This window comes from Enterobacter sp. Bisph1 (assembly GCF_000814905.1).
Classification (GTDB): Bacteria; Pseudomonadota; Gammaproteobacteria; order Enterobacterales; family Enterobacteriaceae; genus Kosakonia.
Map to the genome: position 1 here is coordinate 1 of NZ_JXAG01000030.1, position 19,600 is coordinate 19,600.

The 19,600-nt window shown below is 53.5% G+C and carries 20 protein-coding genes; 10 read left to right on the forward strand and 10 right to left on the reverse strand.

Annotated elements, in window-relative coordinates; genetic code table 11:
- Positions 1–314 precede the first annotated feature (314 nt).
- Positions 315–860: an oligoribonuclease gene (orn, locus tag RW65_RS05310; RefSeq protein ID WP_039055639.1), complete on the reverse strand. Its 546-nt coding sequence runs from the start codon at positions 858–860 to the stop codon at positions 315–317.
- Positions 861–954: 94 nt separating this feature from the next.
- Here orn and rsgA point away from each other — a divergent pair, with 94 nt between their 5' ends.
- The 3 genes from rsgA to mscM all read left to right on the forward strand — a co-directional run bounded on the left by rsgA (position 955) and on the right by mscM (position 6,432).
- On the forward strand, positions 955–2,010 hold the full coding sequence (gene rsgA, locus RW65_RS05315) for a small ribosomal subunit biogenesis GTPase RsgA (protein ID WP_039055640.1): 1,056 nt from the start codon (positions 955–957) through the stop codon (positions 2,008–2,010).
- Between the two features lie 99 nt (positions 2,011–2,109).
- Complete coding sequence (gene asd, locus RW65_RS05320) at positions 2,110–3,075, forward strand: archaetidylserine decarboxylase (RefSeq protein ID WP_039055641.1); 966 nt, start codon at positions 2,110–2,112, stop codon at positions 3,073–3,075.
- 24 nt (positions 3,076–3,099) lie between these two features.
- Positions 3,100–6,432, forward strand: a complete 3,333-nt coding sequence (mscM, locus tag RW65_RS05325) for a miniconductance mechanosensitive channel MscM (protein WP_039055643.1) — start codon at positions 3,100–3,102, stop codon at positions 6,430–6,432.
- 52 nt (positions 6,433–6,484) lie between these two features.
- On the opposite strand, the gene epmA is transcribed toward mscM, so the two are convergent.
- Complete coding sequence (gene epmA, locus RW65_RS05330; RefSeq protein ID WP_039055644.1) at positions 6,485–7,462, reverse strand: elongation factor P--(R)-beta-lysine ligase; 978 nt, start codon at positions 7,460–7,462, stop codon at positions 6,485–6,487.
- 308 nt (positions 7,463–7,770) lie between these two features.
- On the opposite strand from epmA, the gene frdA reads away from it, so the two are divergent.
- The 5 genes from frdA (at position 7,771) to blc (ending at position 11,680) form a co-directional block, all read left to right on the forward strand.
- Complete coding sequence (frdA, locus tag RW65_RS05340; RefSeq protein WP_039055648.1) at positions 7,771–9,561, forward strand: fumarate reductase (quinol) flavoprotein subunit; 1,791 nt, start codon at positions 7,771–7,773, stop codon at positions 9,559–9,561.
- Complete coding sequence (locus RW65_RS05345; RefSeq protein WP_039055649.1) at positions 9,554–10,288, forward strand: succinate dehydrogenase/fumarate reductase iron-sulfur subunit; 735 nt, start codon at positions 9,554–9,556, stop codon at positions 10,286–10,288. Before frdA ends, RW65_RS05345 begins: the two co-directional genes overlap by 8 nt.
- A 10-nt stretch (positions 10,289–10,298) precedes the next feature.
- Positions 10,299–10,694 (forward strand): fumarate reductase subunit FrdC, encoded by a 396-nt coding sequence (gene frdC, locus RW65_RS05350; RefSeq protein WP_039055650.1) that lies wholly within the window; start codon positions 10,299–10,301, stop codon positions 10,692–10,694.
- A 10-nt stretch (positions 10,695–10,704) separates the two neighbouring features.
- Positions 10,705–11,064, forward strand: coding sequence for a fumarate reductase subunit FrdD (gene frdD, locus RW65_RS05355; protein WP_039055651.1), 360 nt, complete (start codon positions 10,705–10,707; stop codon positions 11,062–11,064).
- An 85-nt stretch (positions 11,065–11,149) separates the two neighbouring features.
- Positions 11,150–11,680 (forward strand): outer membrane lipoprotein Blc, encoded by a 531-nt coding sequence (gene blc, locus RW65_RS05360; RefSeq protein ID WP_039055652.1) that lies wholly within the window; start codon positions 11,150–11,152, stop codon positions 11,678–11,680.
- On the opposite strand, the gene sugE is transcribed toward blc, so the two are convergent.
- On the reverse strand, positions 11,677–11,994 hold the full coding sequence (gene sugE / locus RW65_RS05365) for a quaternary ammonium compound efflux SMR transporter SugE (RefSeq protein WP_039055779.1): 318 nt from the start codon (positions 11,992–11,994) through the stop codon (positions 11,677–11,679). The two genes, blc and sugE, sit on opposite strands and share 4 nt — an antisense overlap.
- A gap of 264 nt (positions 11,995–12,258) precedes the next feature.
- On the opposite strand from sugE, the gene RW65_RS05370 reads away from it, so the two are divergent.
- Entirely contained in the window at positions 12,259–12,861 is a 603-nt protein-coding gene (locus RW65_RS05370; RefSeq protein ID WP_039055653.1) for a LuxR C-terminal-related transcriptional regulator, read from the forward strand.
- 29 nt (positions 12,862–12,890) lie between these two features.
- Here RW65_RS05370 and ecnB read toward each other — a convergent pair whose 3' ends face one another.
- The 3 genes from ecnB to efp form a co-directional block, all read right to left on the reverse strand.
- Positions 12,891–13,037 (reverse strand): lipoprotein toxin entericidin B, encoded by a 147-nt coding sequence (gene ecnB / locus RW65_RS05375; RefSeq protein ID WP_039055654.1) that lies wholly within the window; start codon positions 13,035–13,037, stop codon positions 12,891–12,893.
- A 106-nt stretch (positions 13,038–13,143) separates the two neighbouring features.
- Positions 13,144–13,266, reverse strand: coding sequence for an entericidin A/B family lipoprotein (locus RW65_RS21640; RefSeq protein WP_072037704.1), 123 nt, complete (start codon positions 13,264–13,266; stop codon positions 13,144–13,146).
- A 54-nt stretch (positions 13,267–13,320) separates the two neighbouring features.
- Positions 13,321–13,887 (reverse strand): elongation factor P, encoded by a 567-nt coding sequence (efp, locus tag RW65_RS05380; RefSeq protein ID WP_039055780.1) that lies wholly within the window; start codon positions 13,885–13,887, stop codon positions 13,321–13,323.
- Between the two features lie 40 nt (positions 13,888–13,927).
- Here efp and epmB point away from each other — a divergent pair, with 40 nt between their 5' ends.
- On the forward strand, positions 13,928–14,956 hold the full coding sequence (gene epmB, locus RW65_RS05385) for an EF-P beta-lysylation protein EpmB (protein ID WP_039055655.1): 1,029 nt from the start codon (positions 13,928–13,930) through the stop codon (positions 14,954–14,956).
- Positions 14,957–15,026: 70 nt separating this feature from the next.
- On the opposite strand, the gene RW65_RS05390 is transcribed toward epmB, so the two are convergent.
- The 4 genes from RW65_RS05390 to RW65_RS05405 all read right to left on the reverse strand — a co-directional run bounded on the left by RW65_RS05390 (position 15,027) and on the right by RW65_RS05405 (position 19,537).
- Positions 15,027–16,664, reverse strand: a complete 1,638-nt coding sequence (locus tag RW65_RS05390; RefSeq protein ID WP_039055656.1) for a methyl-accepting chemotaxis protein — start codon at positions 16,662–16,664, stop codon at positions 15,027–15,029.
- A gap of 335 nt (positions 16,665–16,999) precedes the next feature.
- Positions 17,000–17,353: a DUF4156 domain-containing protein gene (locus RW65_RS05395; RefSeq protein WP_039055657.1), complete on the reverse strand. Its 354-nt coding sequence runs from the start codon at positions 17,351–17,353 to the stop codon at positions 17,000–17,002.
- Between the two features lie 203 nt (positions 17,354–17,556).
- A complete protein-coding gene (gene groL, locus RW65_RS05400) occupies positions 17,557–19,203 on the reverse strand; it encodes a chaperonin GroEL (RefSeq protein ID WP_039055658.1) in 1,647 nt (548 codons plus the stop codon).
- A gap of 40 nt (positions 19,204–19,243) precedes the next feature.
- Positions 19,244–19,537: a co-chaperone GroES gene (locus RW65_RS05405; protein ID WP_007372708.1), complete on the reverse strand. Its 294-nt coding sequence runs from the start codon at positions 19,535–19,537 to the stop codon at positions 19,244–19,246.
- Between the last annotated feature and the right edge of the window lie 63 nt (positions 19,538–19,600).

The following is a 19,600-nucleotide window of genomic DNA, read 5'->3' on the forward strand; positions in this document are numbered from 1 at the left end:
CTCGAACTCGCGACCCCGACCTTGGCAAGGTCGTGCTCTACCAACTGAGCTATTCCCGCATATCGCCGAATTTTCAGTAACTTGCTTACGCTTTTCACCAAAATTTCGTGATGCCGTGTTGCACATTTCTGTGTCTTCACGGGAGGCGCATTATACGAGAAATCCTTTCTGCTGCAAGCCCCCGAAAGCAAATTTTCGCTTTTTTTGTTCAACTGCCGATTTAATCGACAATGCGCACATTTTTCCAGCAAAATCGCACCGCAACTGGCTTGCAGAGACGAAGGGTCCGTTTTCGCCCCTGCACCGTTAACGGCTTACAGCTTAATAAAATGTTCGCGGTAGTAAGCCAGTTCGGCCACCGACTCACGAATATCATCCAGCGCCTGATGGGTGTTCTGCTTTTTCAACCCCGCCAGCACGTCCGGTTTCCAGCGGCGCGCCAGCTCTTTCAGGGTGCTGACATCGAGGTAGCGATAGTGGAAATAGGCTTCAAGCTCCGGCATGTACTTAAATAAAAAGCGCCGATCCTGGCCGATGCTATTACCGCAAATAGGCGATTTCCCCGCTGGCACCCACTCTTTTAAAAAGGCAATCGTCGCCAGTTCCGCCACGCGATCGTCCTGTTGACTCGCTTTCACGCGATCCACCAGACCGCTGCCGGTATGAGTGCGTACGTTCCACTCATCCATCAACGCTAACTGTTCGTCGCTCTGGTGCACCGCAATCACCGGGCCTTCCGCCAGAATGTTCAGGTTGGCATCGGTAACAAGCGTTGCGATCTCAATAATGCGATCGCGCTCGGGATCTAACCCCGTCATCTCCAGATCGATCCAAATGAGGTTGTTTTCATTTGCGCTCATGCTATTTTCCACCCTTATAGCGTAACTATATTCATCTTAAATTGCGTGTATCATAGTTGTTTTGCCCATCCGGGGCGACCAGAGGCCAGCACGATTGAGTAAAAATAAACTTTCCCTAGGACAGCAGCGCCGCGTTAAAGCAAACCATCAGCGCCGACTCAAAACGTCTGCGGAGAAAGCTGACTACGATGACAACCTGTTCGGCGATCCGTCCGAAGGGGTGGTTATCAGCCGCTTTGGCATGCATGCCGATGTGGAAGCCGCCAATGGCGACGTGCATCGCTGCAACATTCGCCGCACCATCCGCTCATTGGTCACCGGCGATCGCGTAGTGTGGCGTCCGGGCAAAGAGGCGGCGGAAGGTGTTACCGTCAAAGGTATCGTTGAAGCCGTACATGAGCGTACATCGGTGCTGACGCGCCCCGACTTTTACGACGGTGTGAAACCCATCGCGGCGAATATCGATCAGATAGTCGTCGTTTCCGCCATCCTGCCGGAGCTGTCGCTAAATATCATCGATCGTTATTTAGTGGCCTGTGAAGCCCTGCAGGTTGAACCGTTGCTGGTGCTGAATAAAATCGATCTGCTGGATGACAATAGCCTGCGCTTCGTTAACGAACAGATGGATATTTACCGCGGGATTGGCTATCAGGTGTTGATGGTGTCCAGCCACAAGCAGGATGGGCTGTTGCCGCTAATCGAAGCCTTAACGGATCGTGTGAGTATCTTCGCCGGCCAGTCCGGCGTCGGCAAATCGAGCCTGCTCAATGCGCTGCTCGATTTTCAGGAGAAGCAGATCCTGACCAATGATGTTTCCGATGTTTCGGGCCTGGGCCAGCACACCACTACCGCTGCGCGGCTTTATCACTTCCCGCATGGCGGCGATGTGATTGATTCACCTGGGGTTCGCGAGTTTGGCCTGTGGCATCTTGAGCCGGAACAAATCACCAACGGCTTTGTCGAATTCCATGACTATCTTGGTCATTGTAAATACCGCGATTGCAAACATGATACCGATCCAGGCTGCGCCATTCGCGAAGCGGTAGAGAATGGTAAAATTGCCGAAAGCCGGTTCGAAAACTATCACCGAATTCTTGAGAGCATGGCGCAGGTAAAAACGCGTAAAAGCTTTTCTGATTCTGGTGACTGACAAATAGGCTAAGCGTCGCTAAAATCGTCCCCTTTTTTAAAGGCTTCGACGCTTACGCGCCGGGTCAGGAACGACAAAAACAATAGCCTGGAGGCTACCTTGTTAAACTCATTGAAACTTTCGCTTCAATACATTCTGCCGAAACTGTGGCTCACTCGCCTGGCGGGCTGGGGCGCAAGCAAACGTGCAGGCTGGCTGACCAAACTGGTTATCGATCTGTTCGTTAAATACTACAAAGTCGATATGAAAGAGGCGCAGAAGCCGGATACCGCCAGCTATCGCACCTTTAATGACTTTTTCGTGCGCCCGCTGCGTGATGAAGTTCGCCCGCTGAATACGGATCCGAACGTGCTGGTCATGCCGGCGGACGGCGTGATTAGCCAGCTCGGCGCTATCGAAAATGACAAACTCCTGCAGGCGAAAGGGCATAACTACAGCCTGGAAGCGCTGCTGGCGGGCAACCACCTGATGGCGGATCTGTTCCGTAACGGTAGCTTCGTCACTACCTACCTCTCGCCGCGTGATTATCACCGTGTGCATATGCCGTGCAACGGCATTCTGCGCGAGATGATTTACGTACCGGGCGATCTCTTCTCCGTCAACCATCTGACGGCGCAAAACGTCCCTAACCTGTTTGCCCGTAACGAACGCGTGATCTGCCTGTTTGATACCGAGTTCGGCCCGATGGCGCAAATCCTCGTTGGCGCGACGATTGTTGGCAGCATAGAAACCGTTTGGGCCGGGACAGTTACGCCGCCGCGCGAAGGCATCATCAAACGCTGGACATGGCCTGCGGGTGAAAGCGAAGGCGCGGTTGCGCTACTGAAAGGCCAGGAGATGGGGCGCTTTAAACTCGGCTCAACGGTTATCAACCTGTTTGCAGCGGGCAAAGTAAACCTGGTGGAACAGCTGCAAAGCCTGTCGGTGACCAAAATTGGTCAGCCGCTGGCAATCTCTACGGAAACCTTTGCCCCTGTTGACGCAGCGCCTGCGCCGCTACCGGAAGCGGAAATCAAAGCAGAACATGACGCCAGCCCGCTGGTAGACGACAAAGAGCAAAGCTAAGCCTTAACATTCCGGGAGACTGACGTGCGCCTGATTATCGCTTTTCTGATGGCCTGGTGCCTCAGCCAGGGGGCTCTCGCCGCAGCGGCCCCCGATGCCCGACAAATCGCCCAGGAACTGGAGCAAGCCAAAGCGGTGAAAAACGCCCCTCACCAGGCGGAAACCGTGGAAGTGCTGCAGGCCGCGCTGAACGCGCTCGAAGAACGTAAAGGATCTCTCGAGCGCGCCCGCCAGTACCAGGACGTTATTGATAACTTTCCCAAACTCTCCCGCACCCTTCGCGCACAGCTTGATAATCTGCAAGACGAACCGAAACCCGTCCCGGCAGATATGAGCAGCGACGCGTTGAATCAGGAGATCCTGCAGGTCAGCAGCCAACTGCTGGAGAAAACCCGCTTAGCCCAGCAGGAGCAGGAACGCGCCCGTGAAATTAGCGACTCCTTAAGCCAGTTGCCGCAGCAGCAAACCGACGCCCGCCGCCAGGTCACAGAAGTGGAACGCCGCCTCGGCACGCAAAGCACCAGCACGCCGCTGGCGCAGGCACAAAACTTTGGCGCGCAGGCCGAATCCGCAAAACTGAAAGCGCTGGTAGATGAACTGGAGCTGGCGCAGCTGTCGGCCAATAACCGCCAGGAGCTGGCGCGTATGCGCGGTGAACTGGCGCAGAAACAGAGCCAACTGCTGGATGCCCGATTGCAGGCCCTGCGTAACCAGCTTAATAGCCAGCGTCAGCGTGAAGCGGAACAGGCGCTGGAAAGCACCGAATTACTGGCGGAAAACAGCGCCAACCTGCCGGCGGGCATTAACGAGCAGTTCCGTATTAACCGCGAACTTTCGCAGGCGCTTAACCAGCAGGCACAGCGAATGGATTTGGTGGCTTCCCAGCAGCGGCAGGCTACCGGGCAGACGGTACAGGTGCGTCAGGCGCTCAATACGTTGCGTGAACAATCCCAGTGGCTTGGTGCATCCAATATGCTGGGCGAAGCGCTGCGCGCGCAGGTGGCTCGTTTGCCTGAAATGCCGAAACCCCAGCAGCTGGATACGGAGATGGCGCAGCTGCGTGTTCATCGTATGCGCTATGAAGATTTGCTGAATAAGCAGCCGCAGCTGCGACAAATCCGTCAGGCCGACGGACAACCGCTTACCGCCGAGCAAAATCGTATCCTGGAAGCGCAGCTGCGTACCCAACGCGAGCTATTGAATTCGTTATTGCAGGGCGGCGATACGCTGATCCTTGAGCTTACCAAGCTGAAAGTCTCAAACAGCCAGCTGGAAGACGCGCTGAAAGAGGTGAATGAAGCCACGCACCGCTATCTCTTCTGGACGGCGGATGTCAGCCCGATATCCTTCTCCTGGCCCATTGAGATCGTTCAGGATTTACGCCGCCTGCTGTCGCTGGATACCATCAGTCAGTTAGGCAAAGCCACCGCCATGATGCTGACCAGTAAAGAGACCTTATTCCCGCTGTTTGGTGCCTTATTGCTGGTGGGTTTCAGTATCTATTCGCGTCGCCATTTTACGCGCTTTTTGGAACGTTCCAGCGCCCGCGTCGGTAAGGTAACTCAGGATCACTTCTGGCTCACCATGCGTACGGTCTTCTGGTCGATTCTGGTCGCCTCGCCGCTGCCGGTATTGTGGAAAACCCTCGGCTATGGATTGCAGGAGGCCTGGCCCTACCCGCTGGCGGTGGCGATTGGCGACGGCGTCACTGCTACCGTGCCGCTGCTGTGGGCGGTGATGATCTGCGCCGCCTTCGCCCGCCCGACCGGCTTGTTTGTCGCCCATTTTGGCTGGCCGCGAAATCGCGTGGCGCGCGGCATGCGCTACTACCTGATGAGCATTGGCTTTATTGTGCCGCTGATTATGGCGCTTATCATGTTTGATAACCTCAACGACCGTGAATTCTCTGGGTCGCTGGGGCGGCTCTGTTTTATTGCGATTTGCGGCGCGCTGGCGATCGTGACCCTCAGCCTGAAACGCGCCGGCATCCCGCTGTACGTGGATAAAACAGGCAACGGCGACAACATGCCCAATCATCTGCTGTGGAACCTGCTGCTCAGCGCGCCTTTAATCGCCATCCTCGCCGCCGCGGTCGGTTACCTGGCCACGGCACAGGCGCTGCTGGCGCGCCTGGAAACCTCCGTCGCTATCTGGTTCCTGTTGCTGGTGGTCTATCATATTATTCGCCGCTGGATGCTGATCCAGCGGCGTCGTCTGGCCTTCGAACGCGCCCGTCACCGCCGGGCGGAAATTCTCGCCCAGCGTGCGCGCGGCGAAGAGGATACGGCCCATCACACCAGTACCGAAGGCAGCGCCGAAGTCGATGAACAGGAAGTCGATCTCGATGCCATCAGCGTGCAGTCATTGCGGCTGGTGCGCTCGATCCTGATGTTGATCGCCCTGCTGTCGGTTATTGTGCTGTGGTCTGAAATTCATTCTGCCTTCGGCTTTCTGGAAAACATTCCTCTGTGGGACGTTACCTCTACGGTACAAGGCGTCGAGAGCCTTGAGCCCATTACGCTTGGCGCAGTGCTGATTGCAATCCTGGTGTTTATTATTACCACCCAACTGGTGCGCAACCTTCCCGCCCTGCTGGAGCTGGCGCTGTTGCAGCATCTGGACTTAGCGCCGGGCACCGGCTACGCCATCACGACGATCACAAAATATCTACTGATGCTGTTTGGCGGGCTGGTTGGCTTCTCGATGATTGGTATTGAGTGGGCAAAACTGCAGTGGCTGGTCGCGGCGCTCGGCGTGGGGCTCGGCTTCGGGCTGCAGGAGATTTTCGCCAACTTTATCTCGGGTCTGATCATCCTGTTTGAAAAACCGATCCGCATTGGCGATACGGTGACCATCCGCGATCTGACCGGCAGCATCACCAGGATCAATACCCGTGCCACCACCATCAGCGACTGGGATCGCAAAGAGATCATCGTGCCGAACAAAGCGTTTATCACCGAGCAGTTTATTAACTGGTCGCTGTCGGATTCGGTGACGCGCGTCGTGCTCTCGGTGCCGGCACCCGCTGACGCTAACAGTGAGGAAGTGACGCAGATTCTCTATACCGCCGCCGAACGCTGTTCGCTGGTTATCGATAACCCGGCGCCGGAAGTGTTCCTCGTCGATCTGCAGCAAGGTTTGCAGCTGTTTGAGCTGCGAATCTATGCCGCCGAGATGGGGCATCGTATGCCGCTGCGCCACGAAATCCATCAGCTGATTCTGGCGGGCTTTCGCGAACACGGTATCGAGTTGCCGTTCCCACCGTTCCAGATGCGCCTGGAGAGCCTCGATGGCAAGCGCAGCGCAAGAACGCTGAGCTCGTCGGGCAAAAGCAGTCGCCCGGCGGGCAGCTTATAAGCCAACAAAAAAGGCGCCTGCGGCGCCTTTTTTACGCTCTCGCTGTGGTCTGTCAGGCCCGGTCGACGGTAAAAGCAATCACATCCGCCAGGCTTTCAGCCTGCAGCGCCAGCATCATCAGCCGATCGACTCCCAGCGCCACGCCGGAACAGTCCGGCAGCCCGGCTTTTAACGCTTCGAGCAAGTTCATATCCACCGGCTGCTGCGGCAAACCGCGCGCCGCGCGTTTACGGTTATCCTGCTCAAAACGCTGCTGCTGCTCACGTGCATCGGTCAGTTCATGGAAACCATTCGCCAGCTCAATTCCTTTGAAGTAAACCTCGAAGCGCTCGGCCACACGGTGATCCTCGGTGCTGATCTGCGCCAGCGCCGCCTGGCTTGCCGGGAAGTGGTAAACAAACGTCGGGCGATCTTTGCCAATCTGCGGCTCAACACCGATGGTGAAAAGCAGTTGCAGTAGAGTATCGCGATCCTCTTCCGTCTCCGCGATATTACTCAGATCGAGCTTCGCCGCGGCTTCGCGCAGCTGCGCTTTGTCCGCGGAGAGCGGATCGATTTCCAGATAGCGCTGGAACACCTGCTGATAAGAGAGCGACTCCGCTGCCTGGCACTCCAGAACCTGCTGCAGTAAATCATCCACTTCATTCATCAGGCGATACATATCGTAGTGCGGACGATACCACTCAAGCATGGTGAATTCAGGGTTGTGATGACGCCCCATCTCTTCATTACGGAAGCTGCGGCACAGCTGGAATACCGGGCCACAGCCCGCCGCCAGCAGGCGTTTCATATGGTATTCGGGGCTGGTCATTAAATAGAGGTTAAGCCCCTGAGAGTGGCCTGGGCCAACAAAACGGGTTTCGAACGGGAACAGGTGAATATCTGTAACCGTCGCCTGGCTCATACAGGGCGTTTCCACCTCCAGCACGCCGCGGTCGACAAAGAAACGGCGAATCTCCGCCATAATTGCCGCGCGTTTCAAAAGGTTAGGGATGGATGCGCTCGGCTGCCAGGTTGCCGTCTCGCTCATGGTACTTTCTCCAATTTCAGACAAGGGCACGAAGTCTACCCGCATCGTTTGATTGAGACAAATTTTGCACAAAATAATTTAATTAATGGCATCTATAACAAGATGGGTATTTATTTAAAGGTGATATTAATCAAGAACGGTGACTTATCACCGCAGAGAACAGCAAAAAAATCGAACGCATCAAATTTCCCCCAAATCGCTAAGGTTATACTGCGTTTTACCCAAAAAGGAGCAGTGGAACACGTCCGCAACTACCTTGAGCGCTTCAGGCTTATCGTTGCGGAATAACAATAATCTGGAGGAATGTCGTGCAAACTTTTCATGCCGATATCGCTGTGATTGGCGCAGGCGGAGCGGGTTTACGTACCGCGATCGCCGCGGCGCAGGCCCATCCCAACGCCAAAATCGCACTGATTTCAAAAGTCTACCCCATGCGTAGCCACACCGTTGCTGCGGAAGGCGGTTCAGCCGCTGTCGCTCAGGATCATGACAGCTTCGAGTACCATTTTCACGATACCGTTGCAGGCGGTGACTGGCTTTGCGAGCAGGATGTTGTTGACTATTTTGTACACCATTGCCCGACAGAGATGACACAGCTTGAACAGTGGGGCTGTCCGTGGAGCCGCCGTCCCGACGGTAGCGTGAACGTGCGCCGCTTCGGCGGGATGAAAATCGAACGCACCTGGTTCGCTGCCGATAAAACCGGCTTTCATATGCTGCACACCCTGTTTCAGACCTCCCTTCAGTTCCCGCAAATTCAGCGCTTCGACGAGCATTTCGTGCTGGATATCATGGTAGACGACAATCATGCCCGCGGGCTGGTCGCCATGAATATGATGGAAGGCACGCTGGTGCAAATCCGCGCGAACGCCGTCGTCATGGCGACGGGCGGCGCGGGTCGCGTTTATCGCTATAACACCAATGGCGGCATCGTTACCGGCGACGGTATGGGCATGGCGCTGGCGCACGGTGTACCGCTGCGCGATATGGAGTTCGTGCAGTATCACCCGACCGGCCTGCCCGGCTCCGGTATCCTGATGACGGAAGGCTGCCGTGGTGAAGGCGGGATCCTCGTCAATAAGAATGGCTATCGCTATTTGCAGGATTACGGCATGGGCCCGGAAACGCCCCTTGGCGAGCCGAAGAACAAATATATGGAGCTTGGCCCGCGCGACAAAGTCTCGCAGGCGTTCTGGCACGAATGGCGCAAAGGTAACACTATCTCCACGCCGCGTGGCGATGTGGTGCACCTCGATTTACGTCATCTCGGCGCGAAAAAGATCAACGAGCGCTTGCCGTTTATCTGCGAACTGGCGAAAGCCTATGTCGGAGTCGATCCGATTAAAGAGCCGATTCCGGTTCGCCCGACGGCGCACTACACCATGGGCGGCATCGAAACGGATCAAAACTGCGAATCCCGGATCAAAGGCTTGTTTGCCGTGGGTGAATGTTCCTCCGTCGGTCTGCACGGCGCTAACCGTCTCGGCTCCAATTCGCTGGCAGAACTGGTGGTGTTTGGCCGGCTCGCCGGTGAACGCGCCATTGAACGCGCTGCCACCGCCAACCAGGCGAATGACAGCGCCCTGAATGCACAAGCCGCCGATGTTGAAAAACGTCTTAAAGCGCTGGTGAATCAGGAAGGCAATGAAAGCTGGGCGAAAATCCGCGATGAGATGGGCGAATCCATGGAAGAGGGTTGCGGCATCTACCGTACGCCGGAGCTGATGCAAAAAACCGTGGATAAGCTGGCAGAGCTGCAGGAACGTTTTAAACGCGTGCGTATCACCGATACCTCCAGCGTCTTCAACACCGATGTTCTTTATACCATTGAGCTGGGCCACGGCCTGAACGTCGCCGAATGTATGGCGCACTCTGCGCTGGCGCGTAAAGAGTCTCGCGGCGCGCATCAGCGTCTTGATGAAGGCTGCACCGAGCGCGATGACGTTAACTTCCTCAAACATACCCTGGCTTTCCGCGACGCGGATGGCGCGACCCGTCTGGAGTACAGCGACGTGAAGATCACCACGCTGCCGCCGGCAAAACGCGTTTACGGTGGTGAAGCTGAAGCGTCGGAGAAGAAGGAGACGAATAATGGCTGAGATGAAAAATCTGAAAGTCGAAATCGTGCGCTATAACCCGGAAGTGGACAACGCGCCGCACAGCGTTTTTTACGATGTGCCTTTTGATGAGACCACTTCGCTGCTGGATGCCCTGAACTATATCAAAGACAACCTTGCGGCGGATCTGAGCTACCGCTGGTCGTGCCGAATGGCGATTTGCGGCTCCTGCGGCATGATGGTGAATAAGGTGCCTAAACTCGCCTGTAAGACTTTTCTTCGCGATTACACAAAAGGGCTGAAAGTCGAAGCGCTGGCTAACTTCCCGATCGAGCGCGATTTGGTGGTTGATATGACCCACTTTATCGAAAGCCTGGAAGCGATTAAGCCTTACATCATCGGTAATAACCGCACGCCGGATCAGGGTCCGGGCAAGCAAACCCCGGCGCAAATGGCGAAATATCACCAGTTCTCCGGCTGTATCAACTGTGGTTTGTGCTATGCCGCCTGCCCGCAATTTGGTCTGAATCCTGAGTTTATCGGCCCTGCGGCGATTACCCTCGCCCACAGGTACAACCTCGATTCTCGCGATAATGGCAAACAAGCGCGTATGGCGCAGCTCAACAGCCCGAACGGGGTATGGAGTTGTACCTTTGTCGGCTACTGCTCGGAAGTCTGTCCGAAGCATGTCGACCCGGCTGCTGCCATTCAGCAGGGCAAGGTGGAAAGTTCGAAAGACTTTCTTATCGCCACCCTGAAACCACGCTAAGGAGTGCATTATGACGACTAAACGCAAAGCCTGGGTTCGTCCCATGCCATCGTCCTGGTGGAAAACCCTGCCGTTTTATCGCTTCTATATGCTGCGTGAAGGAACGGCTATTGCTGCGGTCTGGTTCAGCATTGTGCTGATTTATGGGTTGTTCTCGCTAAAACATGGGCCGGATAGCTGGGCGGGTTTTGTCAGCTTTTTACAAAACCCTATCGTGCTTATCCTCAACCTGATCGCCCTTGCGGCGGCGCTGCTGCATACCAAAACCTGGTTTGATCTGGCACCGAAAGCATCGATTATCATCGTTAAGGACGAAAAAATGGGGCCGGAGCCGATTGTTAAAGGGCTCTGGGTGGTTACGGCAGTGGTCACCGTGGTGATCCTGTTTGTCGCGCTGTTCTGGTAAGGAGGCCAAAGTGATTAACCCGAATCCAAAACGTTCTGACGAACCCGTTTTCTGGGGATTATTTGGCGCTGGCGGTATGTGGGGCGCGATTTTCACGCCGGTTATCGTGCTGTTGATTGGCCTGCTGTTGCCGCTGGGGCTCTTTCCCGGTGACGCGCTGGGCTATGAGCGCGTACTGGCGTTTGCGCAAAGCTTAATTGGCCGCCTGTTTATCTTTTTGATGATTGTCCTGCCAGTTTGGTGCGGTCTGCACCGTATCCATCACATGATGCACGATCTGAAAATTCATGTGCCCAATGGTAAATGGGTGTTCTATGGCCTTGCCGCCATTTTGACCGTCGTTACCCTGGTTGGCGTTCTGTTTCTTTGATGTCCGTCGCTCTCCTGCGTAAGCGGGAGAGCAAATTTTCCCCCAGCGTCTATACCCTAAGGAAAAGATCTGGAAGGAAAATCTTATGCGCCTGATGCTCCTCATTGTGACGGTTATCGCTGCGCTGTTAACCTCTGCCTGCAGTTCTCCCACGCCGCCGCCTGGCGTCACCGTTGTCCAGGATTTTAATACGCAACGCTTTCTCGGTAGCTGGTATGAAATCGCCCGCTTCGATCACCCCTTTGAGCGAGGACTTGAAAGAGTCACCGCCCACTATAGCCTGCGTGACGATGGCGGTTTAACGGTAGTGAATCGCGGGTTTAATACAAAACGCGGTATGTGGCAGCAATCCATCGGGACCGCGTATTTCATCGGCAGCTCACGCACCGCCGCGCTAAGAATTTCTTTTATCGGCCCCTTTTACGGCAGCTACAACGTCATCGCATTAGATGCAAATTACCGTCACGCACTGGTTTGTGGGCCGAACCGGGATTATCTGTGGATTTTATCGCGCACGCCGACGATCCCGGCAGAAGTGAAAAAGCAGCTACTGGATACCGCAACTCGCCAGGGGTTTGCCACACAGAAGCTGCTGTGGATTAATCAGCCCCATTAATGGGTGCTGATTTTCAGGCCAATAATCCCGGCGACAATCAGACAAAGGCTGAGGATACGCGCAAGGCTTGCAGACTCACCAAGCAGCACAATCCCGGCGATAGCCGCACCGACAGCGCCAATGCCCGTCCAGACAGCGTATGCCGTACCCACCGGCAACGTTTTCATTGCCCATGACAGCAGCACAACGCTTGCGATCATTGCCGTAACGGTAATGACGGTTGGCGTCAGGCGGGTGAAACCGTGGGTATATTTCAGGCCGATGGCCCAAACCACTTCAAGAAGACCTGCGATAAGAAGGATTAACCAGGACATTTTTGGCTCCGGTATGGGGCCGTCCCCAGAATGAAATTGCGCAAACGGGTCGTCCCGTTCGGCCTGTGAAGAGCCCTTATCTTGATGTCTAAAGTTTATAATTTCAACTTTTTTGTCGTTTTCAAACGTTAACGAGGCTAATGCAAGAAATAGCCACTGTTCGCAGCGGAATTCACGCATTTATTCACCATAACCAGACCCTATGATGAGTTGCTTTCCTGAACACAGGAAGTTGTGCGCCACCCTCTGACTGCGAAGAAAAATATGTTCAAGATTCTCTTGATTGACCGCTGTAACTTCACCCGCTCAGGGATGGAAACCTGGCTCAATCAAACGCCTTTATTTTCTACCTCTTTTCTTATTACAGCCTTGCATAATTTAATGCTGGCGAAAGAACATATTGTCCAGTGGCAGCCGGATCTGGTGATTGCCGACCTTCATGGTTTTAAAAATGAAATACATCACATACAGCAACTGGCCTCTTTTTTTTCGGTGTGCCGGGAATCGACGCAGGTGATGTTGCTGGAGTCTGGCGAAGATGCGCAACTGTCACAGTTTTATGCGCAGTTTTCTATTAATGCGACGCTGCAGAAAACGGAATCCCTGGACGTTCTGGCTCAGGCCATTGATGCGATGATCCTGGCGCGGCCACACCTTGCGCTACCGCGCATTGTCACCCCCTTGCTTACCCGGCAGGAGGAAAAGGTGCTGACGCTGTGGATGGAAGGGACTAATAACCAAACTATCGCCCGTAAGCTATGCATTAACAGCAAGACCGTTTACACCTATAAGCGCAATATCAGAATGAAACTGGGGATGGGAAACCGCTTTACGCCGTTCTTGTCATTACCGGAAAGAGCAAATTAGCGGTACGGCAGGCGCCGTACCGACAGGGATTACTGCTGCGCTTTTGTGGCCGCGCCGGAAATCGCGCTACCGCCGTCCGAAATATCTTCGCCTACGCCACGCGTAGTATTACAGGCCGTCAGGACGGAGGAAAGAACCAGAACAGAAAAGATCGCAGCAATTGTCTTCTTAACCATAATATCTTCCTTTTGTAGCCAATATTGTTTGTGTATAGCCACTTAAGCATAGACAAAATCTTAGAAGGCTACCGAAACAAAAGCGATTTTAGGAAGAGTGGAAGTTTTAGTTCGCCGCGTGAGAAATGATATGGCCAAGGGTTTGGATATCTTCACCCATTCCACGGGCGGTATTACAGCCGGAAAGAAGTGCGCAACCGATAAGAAGTAATGAAAGGCGTTTCATCATCCATACCTACAAAATTTGACGGCGTAGCGCAGCGCTACGCCGACATCGTGAGGGTTATTTCACGCGAGATACGTATTCGCCAGAGCGGGTATCTACTTTAATCACTTCACCAATCTGTACGAACAGCGGCACTTTAACCACAGCGCCGGTGCTCAGGGTAGCCGGTTTGCCGCCGGTACCTGCGGTGTCGCCTTTCAGACCTGGATCGGTTTCAATGATTTCCAGTTCAACAAAGTTCGGCGGGGTGACGGAAATCGGCTGACCGTTCCACAGGGTCACGATGCATTCAGCCTGGTCCAGCAGCCATTTTTCGCTATCGCCAATGGCTTTCGCGTCAGCGGAGAGCTGTTCGAAGGTTTCGTTGTTCATGAAGTGCCAGAACTCACCGTCGTTGTACAGGTAAGTCAGGTTCATATCAACCACGTCCGCGCCTTCTGCGGAGTCGGTAGATTTAAAGGTTTTTTCTACACGGGTACCGGTCAGCAGGCGGCGCAGTTTAACACGTGCGAAAGCCTGGCCTTTGCCTGGTTTAACGAATTCGCTGGCTTCAACCGCATAAGGTTCGCCGTCCAACATGATTTTAAGACCAGCACGAAAATCGTTGCTATAGTAAGTCGCCATAAGGCCCTCTGAAATTGTTAACTGGTAGCTAAGCCACAAAATGGCGCACATTGTAACCCTAAACACCCCATCCAGAGAAGATTGGTTAATACAACTTGCAGATGTAATAACCGATCCAGATGAACTGTTACGTCTTTTAAAGATAGACACGGATGAAAATTTAATCGCGGGCGGTGCGGCAAAGCGCCTCTTCCCGCTTCGTGTACCCCGCGCCTTCGCGGCGCGCATGCGCGCTGGCGATCCCCATGATCCGCTTTTGCGCCAGGTACTGACTGCGCAAGATGAGTTTATTTCCGCGCCGGGCTTTAGCCCCGATCCGCTGGATGAACAGCACAGCGTCGTGCCCGGTTTGCTGCATAAATACCGTAATCGCGCTTTATTGCTGGTCAAAGGCGGCTGCGCGGTAAATTGCCGATACTGCTTCCGCCGCCATTTTCCTTATGCCGATAATCAAGGCAATAAGCGCAACTGGCAGGTCGCGCTGGACTATATCGCGGCCCATTCTGAGCTGGATGAAATCATCTTCTCCGGTGGCGATCCATTAATGGCGAAAGATCATGAGCTGGACTGGTTGCTTACGCAGCTTGAGTCCATCGCGCATATTAAACGTCTTCGCATCCATAGCCGCTTGCCGATTGTGATTCCTGCACGAGTAACCGAAACGCTAAGCGCCCGATTTGCTCGTTCGTCACTGCAAATTCTGCTGGTTAACCATATCAACCATGCGCAGGAGATAGGTGAAGATTTTCGCCACGCCATGGCACAGCTGCGCAGGGCTGGCGTTACGCTGCTCAATCAAAGCGTGCTGCTGCGTGGCGTCAACGATAATGCGCAGACGCTGGCGGAGTTAAGTAATGCGCTATTTGATGCGGGCGTGATGCCTTATTACCTGCATGTGTTGGATAAGGTACAGGGCGCGGCGCACTTTATGGTGACGGATGACGAGGCGCGCAAAATAATGCGCGAACTGCTGACGCTGGTTTCAGGGTATATGGTGCCGAAACTGGCCCGTGAGATTGGCGGTGAGCCGAGCAAAACGCCGTTGGATCTGCAGCTTCGCCAAAACTAAAAAACGGCTACGCAATAACAGCAAACGTAGCCGTGCAACGGACGAGCCTTATCAGGCTCGCCGTACAACGTTAAAAAGTTTCCCAACCTTCATCAGCGACACCGGCAACGGCCGGACGCGGCTTTTTGGTCGCCAGCAACGGAGACTTCACAACCGGCTGGTTTTGCCCCGGCAAACGGAAGACATCAACCAGCTGTTGCAGTTTGGTGGCTTGTTCTTCCAGGCTGCCCGCTGCCGCTGAGGATTCCTGAACCAGTGCGGCGTTCTGCTGCGTGGTGGTATCCATTTCGGACATCGCCTGAGCAATCTGCGAAATACCGCGGTTTTGCTCATCGGAGGCGGCGGCAATCTCCTGCATCAAATCTTTTACCTGCAATACGGAATTGACGATACCGCTCATGGTTTCACCGGCGAGGTCTACCTGGCGTGACCCCTCTTCGACAAAGTGAACCGATTCATTGATCAGCGACTCAATCTCTTTTGCCGCATTCGCGCTTCGCTGGGCTAATGACCGCACTTCACCCGCCACCACCGCAAACCCGCGGCCTTGATCCCCGGCCCTGGCAGCTTCAACCGCCGCGTTAAGCGCGAGAATATTGGTCTGGAAAGCGATGCCGTTAATCACCGAGGTGATCTCTGAAATACGTTTGGAGCTCTCCATTATGTCTTTCATGCGTTTCACAGCAGATCCGACAATGGTTCCCCCTTGCGCGGCGGTATCAGAAGCATTAATCGCCAGCTGACTTGCCTGATGCGCGTTTTCCGCATTCTGTTTCACCGTCGAGCTTAACTCTTCCATACTGGCGGCGGTTTCAACCACGGCGGCAGATTGCTGCTCGGTACGCGCAGAAAGCTCATTGTTACCCAACGCTATCTCGTTAGCAGCGGTATTCACCGAACCGGAAGAGGCACGGACCATTTGCAGCGATTCTGCAACGCGTTCGACCAGATTATTAAACGCCATTACCGCGCCGCCGATTTCATCCATCCGCCCTGCTGGCAGGGTGTGGGTAAGATCGAGTTTTTCACTGATAGTCGCCATGCCGTCTCGCATCTCATTCAGGCGACGTTTGATATTCAACACTGTAAACAGGCCGAACAGACCAAGGACAATCGTTGCGGCAAGGGTTGCTGTTACAGACATAACCATTGAACGTGATATTAAATCGACGTTGATCTTCACTGATTTATTGACCAGTGATGCGTTATACGCAGCTTGCTCAGTAAAATCATTAATTAACAAGCCAATATTGTCGGCAACAAACCCACCCTTCGCCATTGATTTAATTACGGCGACACGGTCATTACTTTCAGACACTTTAAAAAACTGATCCATGACGCCACGAAATTTATCTAAGTCCGCTAAGGTTTTATTTGATAATTCCTGATCATGTTGGTCGGAAATAAGATCTTTAAGGTAACCCTGGTGCATGGCGTAGAGTTCGTCATACAATTTTGTTGCCTGCTGTTTTATGTCTGCCATCGCGGCAGGATCTTCTGTCAGGCCGTGTAAAAACAGTTGTCCACGCACAGCGAAGATCTTTAATGTCTCGTCATTCATCGCCGACAGGCTCGGCAAGATATTATCGTTAAAATAAATTTGTGAATCACCAATTTTATCCAAAGAATATATTGCAATAATATTAGTGCCGATGAGGCTTAAAATCAGTAACGAGAAAGCGAGTAACAATCTCTTTGTAATGTTCATTAATAACTCCCGACACCATCATGCATAGAATTAAACTGGCAAGTGAGACATTCCTTCGTTTTTTGTCCTATGGTCAGTATCGGCAAGTCACAATCTTACTTTAGTCACCAATGCAGGTTTAAACGAAATATATATTTAAAGCTGTGAATATTATCACAGAGAATAACCTTAAGGATTCTTAATATTCAGCTAATTACTTATTTTAATTAGCAAAATGATTATATTCTTTTTAATTTAGCGGGATATAAAACCGGTAGCTTATTGTGGATATTAATGAGAGGGAATTAAAAGCTAAAAGCGCCCACCTGGTGTGTTGGTGGGCGTTAAAAAAACAATCAGTTCGGGCACTTATAGACTTGCGCGTTCATTTCGCTGGAGGTAGGTACGAAACTCGAGAGAATGCCTTGCGTTGGGCTTGAAACACTGTAAAGCACGTTGCCGCCCATGGCTGCCGCCTGATTACGCAGCGCATTCGCCGCACCGCGCATTGAACCGCCCTCTTCGCCATGTTGACCAGAGAGCCAGTTGCTCTGCGAACCCGACGCGGTGCCGAGATACTGGCACGATGCTGCCGGTTTATCTTCGACAAAGCGCACGCTCTGCCCGCCGGCGGTCAAATCATTGCTGCTGCTACAGCCTGCCAACAGCAGCGAAGCGCCAATAATCTCTGCAAAAAATTTTACCTGCATGTTATTCCCCATAATCAATGAGCTGGACGCATGTCGCCCGGATGTAGACCTTATACTAAAAAGATGAACAAAAGAAAAATACCGCCCTCTCAGGCTGCACATTTTGGGGAAAAGCGTGACGCATAGATAAAAAAAGAGCGGACCGAAGCCCGCTCTTTTTTATTGAACGTGCGCCAGGTTGCCCTGGCCGCGTTCGGCAGCAATTACATCATGCCACCCATACCACCCATGCCGCCCATACCGCCAGCAGCACCTAAATCAGGCGCGTCGCCTTTCGGCAGGTCGGTAACCATGCACTCGGTGGTGATCATCAGACCGGCTACGGATGCCGCGTACTGCAGCGCAGAACGGGTCACTTTAGTCGGATCCAGGATACCCATGTCGATCATGTTGCCGTACTCTTCGGTCGCCGCGTTGTAACCGTAGTTACCGTCGCCTGCTTTCACAGAGTTCGCCACAACAGACGGCTCTTCACCGCAGTTCAGCACGATCTGACGCAGCGGAGATTCCATTGCGCGCAGCGCAACTTTAATACCCACGTTCTGGTCTTCGTTCTGGCCTTTCAGTTCAGAGAGTTTGCTTGCTACACGGATCAGCGCAACGCCGCCGCCAGCCACCACGCCTTCTTCAACGGCAGCACGGGTCGCGTGCAGCGCATCTTCAACGCGGGCTTTTTTCTCTTTCATTTCAACTTCGGTCGCCGCGCCCACTTTGATAACCGCAACGCCGCCAGCCAGTTTCGCTACGCGCTCTTGCAGTTTTTCACGGTCGTAATCGGAAGTTGCTTCTTCGATCTGCTGACGAATCTGATTCACACGGCCCTGAATTGCCGCTTCTTCGCCCACGCCATCGATGATAGTGGTGGTGTCTTTGTTGATAACAACGCGTTTAGCCTGGCCCAGATCTTCCAGGGTGGCTTTTTCCAGTTCCATACCGATTTCTTCAGAAATCACGGTACCGCCGGTCAGAGTTGCGATGTCCTGCAGCATAGCTTTACGACGGTCGCCGAAGCCCGGTGCTTTAACCGCAGCCACTTTAACGATACCGCGCATGGTGTTCACCACCAGCGTTGCCAACGCTTCGCCTTCAACGTCTTCAGCGATGATCAGCAGCGGTTTGCCTGCTTTCGCAACGGCTTCCAGAACCGGCAGCATTTCGCGGATGTTGGAGATTTTTTTATCAGCCAGCAGGATGAACGGGCTTTCCAGTTCTACTGCGCCAGTTTCCGGCTTGTTGATGAAGTAAGGGGAGAGGTAGCCGCGGTCAAACTGCATACCTTCAACCACGTCCAGTTCGTCCTGCAGACCGGTACCGTCTTCAACGGTGATAACGCCTTCTTTGCCAACTTTGTCCATCGCTTCAGCGATGAGTTTACCCACGGTTTCGTCGGAGTTAGCAGAGATAGTACCAACCTGAGCAATCGCTTTAGAGTCAGAGCACGGGACAGACAGCGCTTTCAGCTCTTCAACTGCAGCCATTACCGCTTTGTCGATGCCGCGTTTCAGATCCATCGGGTTCATGCCAGCAGCAACGGCTTTCAGACCTTCGGTGATGATAGACTGCGCCAGCACGGTCGCGGTGGTGGTACCGTCACCCGCAGCGTCATTCGCTTTAGAAGCGACTTCTTTCACCATCTGCGCGCCCATGTTTTCGAACTTGTCTTCCAGTTCGATTTCACGTGCTACAGAAACGCCATCTTTGGTGATGGTCGGTGCACCGAAAGATTTATCCAGAACCACATTACGGCCTTTCGGACCGAGGGTAACTTTCACTGCATCTGCCAGAACGTTCACGCCGCGCAGCATTTTTACACGAGCGTCGTTACCGAATTTTACGTCTTTAGCTGCCATTTTATTTATTCCTTAAATTCGTTCAGGTTCGCGCGCGTTATTACGCTTCAACAATTGCCAGAATGTCGCTTTCGGACATAATCAGGACTTCTTCGTTGTCGATCTTCTCAGCTTTCACACCGTAACCGTCGTTGAAAATCACGATATCACCCACTTTCACGTCCAGCGGTTGCACGGTACCGTTTTCCAGGATGCGGCCCTTACCGACAGCGATGATTTCGCCACGCGTTGATTTACCTGCCGCAGAACCGGTCAGAACGATGCCGCCCGCAGATTTAGACTCAACTTCTTTACGTTTGACGATCACACGATCATGTAACGGACGAATACTCATTGATAGCTCTCCTTTGAGAAAGTCATTATCAGTTATGGATGACGCCGGGCCACAAACGGTTAT

Excerpts from the sequence above, each read along its gene's own strand:
- sugE (WP_039055779.1), bottom strand. The coding sequence starts at position 11,994 with ATGTCCTGGTTAATCCTTCTTATCGCAGGTCTTCTTGAAGTGGTTTGG.
- RW65_RS05345 (WP_039055649.1), top strand. The coding sequence starts at position 9,554 with ATGGCTGAGATGAAAAATCTGAAAGTCGAAATCGTGCGCTATAACCCG.
- RW65_RS05405 (WP_007372708.1), bottom strand. The coding sequence starts at position 19,537 with ATGAGTATTCGTCCGTTACATGATCGTGTGATCGTCAAACGTAAAGAA.
- epmB (WP_039055655.1), top strand. The coding sequence starts at position 13,928 with ATGGCGCACATTGTAACCCTAAACACCCCATCCAGAGAAGATTGGTTA.
- frdC (WP_039055650.1), top strand. The coding sequence starts at position 10,299 with ATGACGACTAAACGCAAAGCCTGGGTTCGTCCCATGCCATCGTCCTGG.
- efp (WP_039055780.1), bottom strand. The coding sequence starts at position 13,887 with ATGGCGACTTACTATAGCAACGATTTTCGTGCTGGTCTTAAAATCATG.
- epmA (WP_039055644.1), bottom strand. The coding sequence starts at position 7,462 with ATGAGCGAGACGGCAACCTGGCAGCCGAGCGCATCCATCCCTAACCTT.
- RW65_RS21640 (WP_072037704.1), bottom strand. The coding sequence starts at position 13,266 with ATGATGAAACGCCTTTCATTACTTCTTATCGGTTGCGCACTTCTTTCC.
- orn (WP_039055639.1), bottom strand. The coding sequence starts at position 860 with ATGAGCGCAAATGAAAACAACCTCATTTGGATCGATCTGGAGATGACG.
- RW65_RS05370 (WP_039055653.1), top strand. The coding sequence starts at position 12,259 with ATGTTCAAGATTCTCTTGATTGACCGCTGTAACTTCACCCGCTCAGGG.
- groL (WP_039055658.1), bottom strand. The coding sequence starts at position 19,203 with ATGGCAGCTAAAGACGTAAAATTCGGTAACGACGCTCGTGTAAAAATG.
- RW65_RS05395 (WP_039055657.1), bottom strand. The coding sequence starts at position 17,353 with ATGCAGGTAAAATTTTTTGCAGAGATTATTGGCGCTTCGCTGCTGTTG.
- RW65_RS05390 (WP_039055656.1), bottom strand. The coding sequence starts at position 16,664 with ATGAACATTACAAAGAGATTGTTACTCGCTTTCTCGTTACTGATTTTA.
- blc (WP_039055652.1), top strand. The coding sequence starts at position 11,150 with ATGCGCCTGATGCTCCTCATTGTGACGGTTATCGCTGCGCTGTTAACC.
- ecnB (WP_039055654.1), bottom strand. The coding sequence starts at position 13,037 with ATGGTTAAGAAGACAATTGCTGCGATCTTTTCTGTTCTGGTTCTTTCC.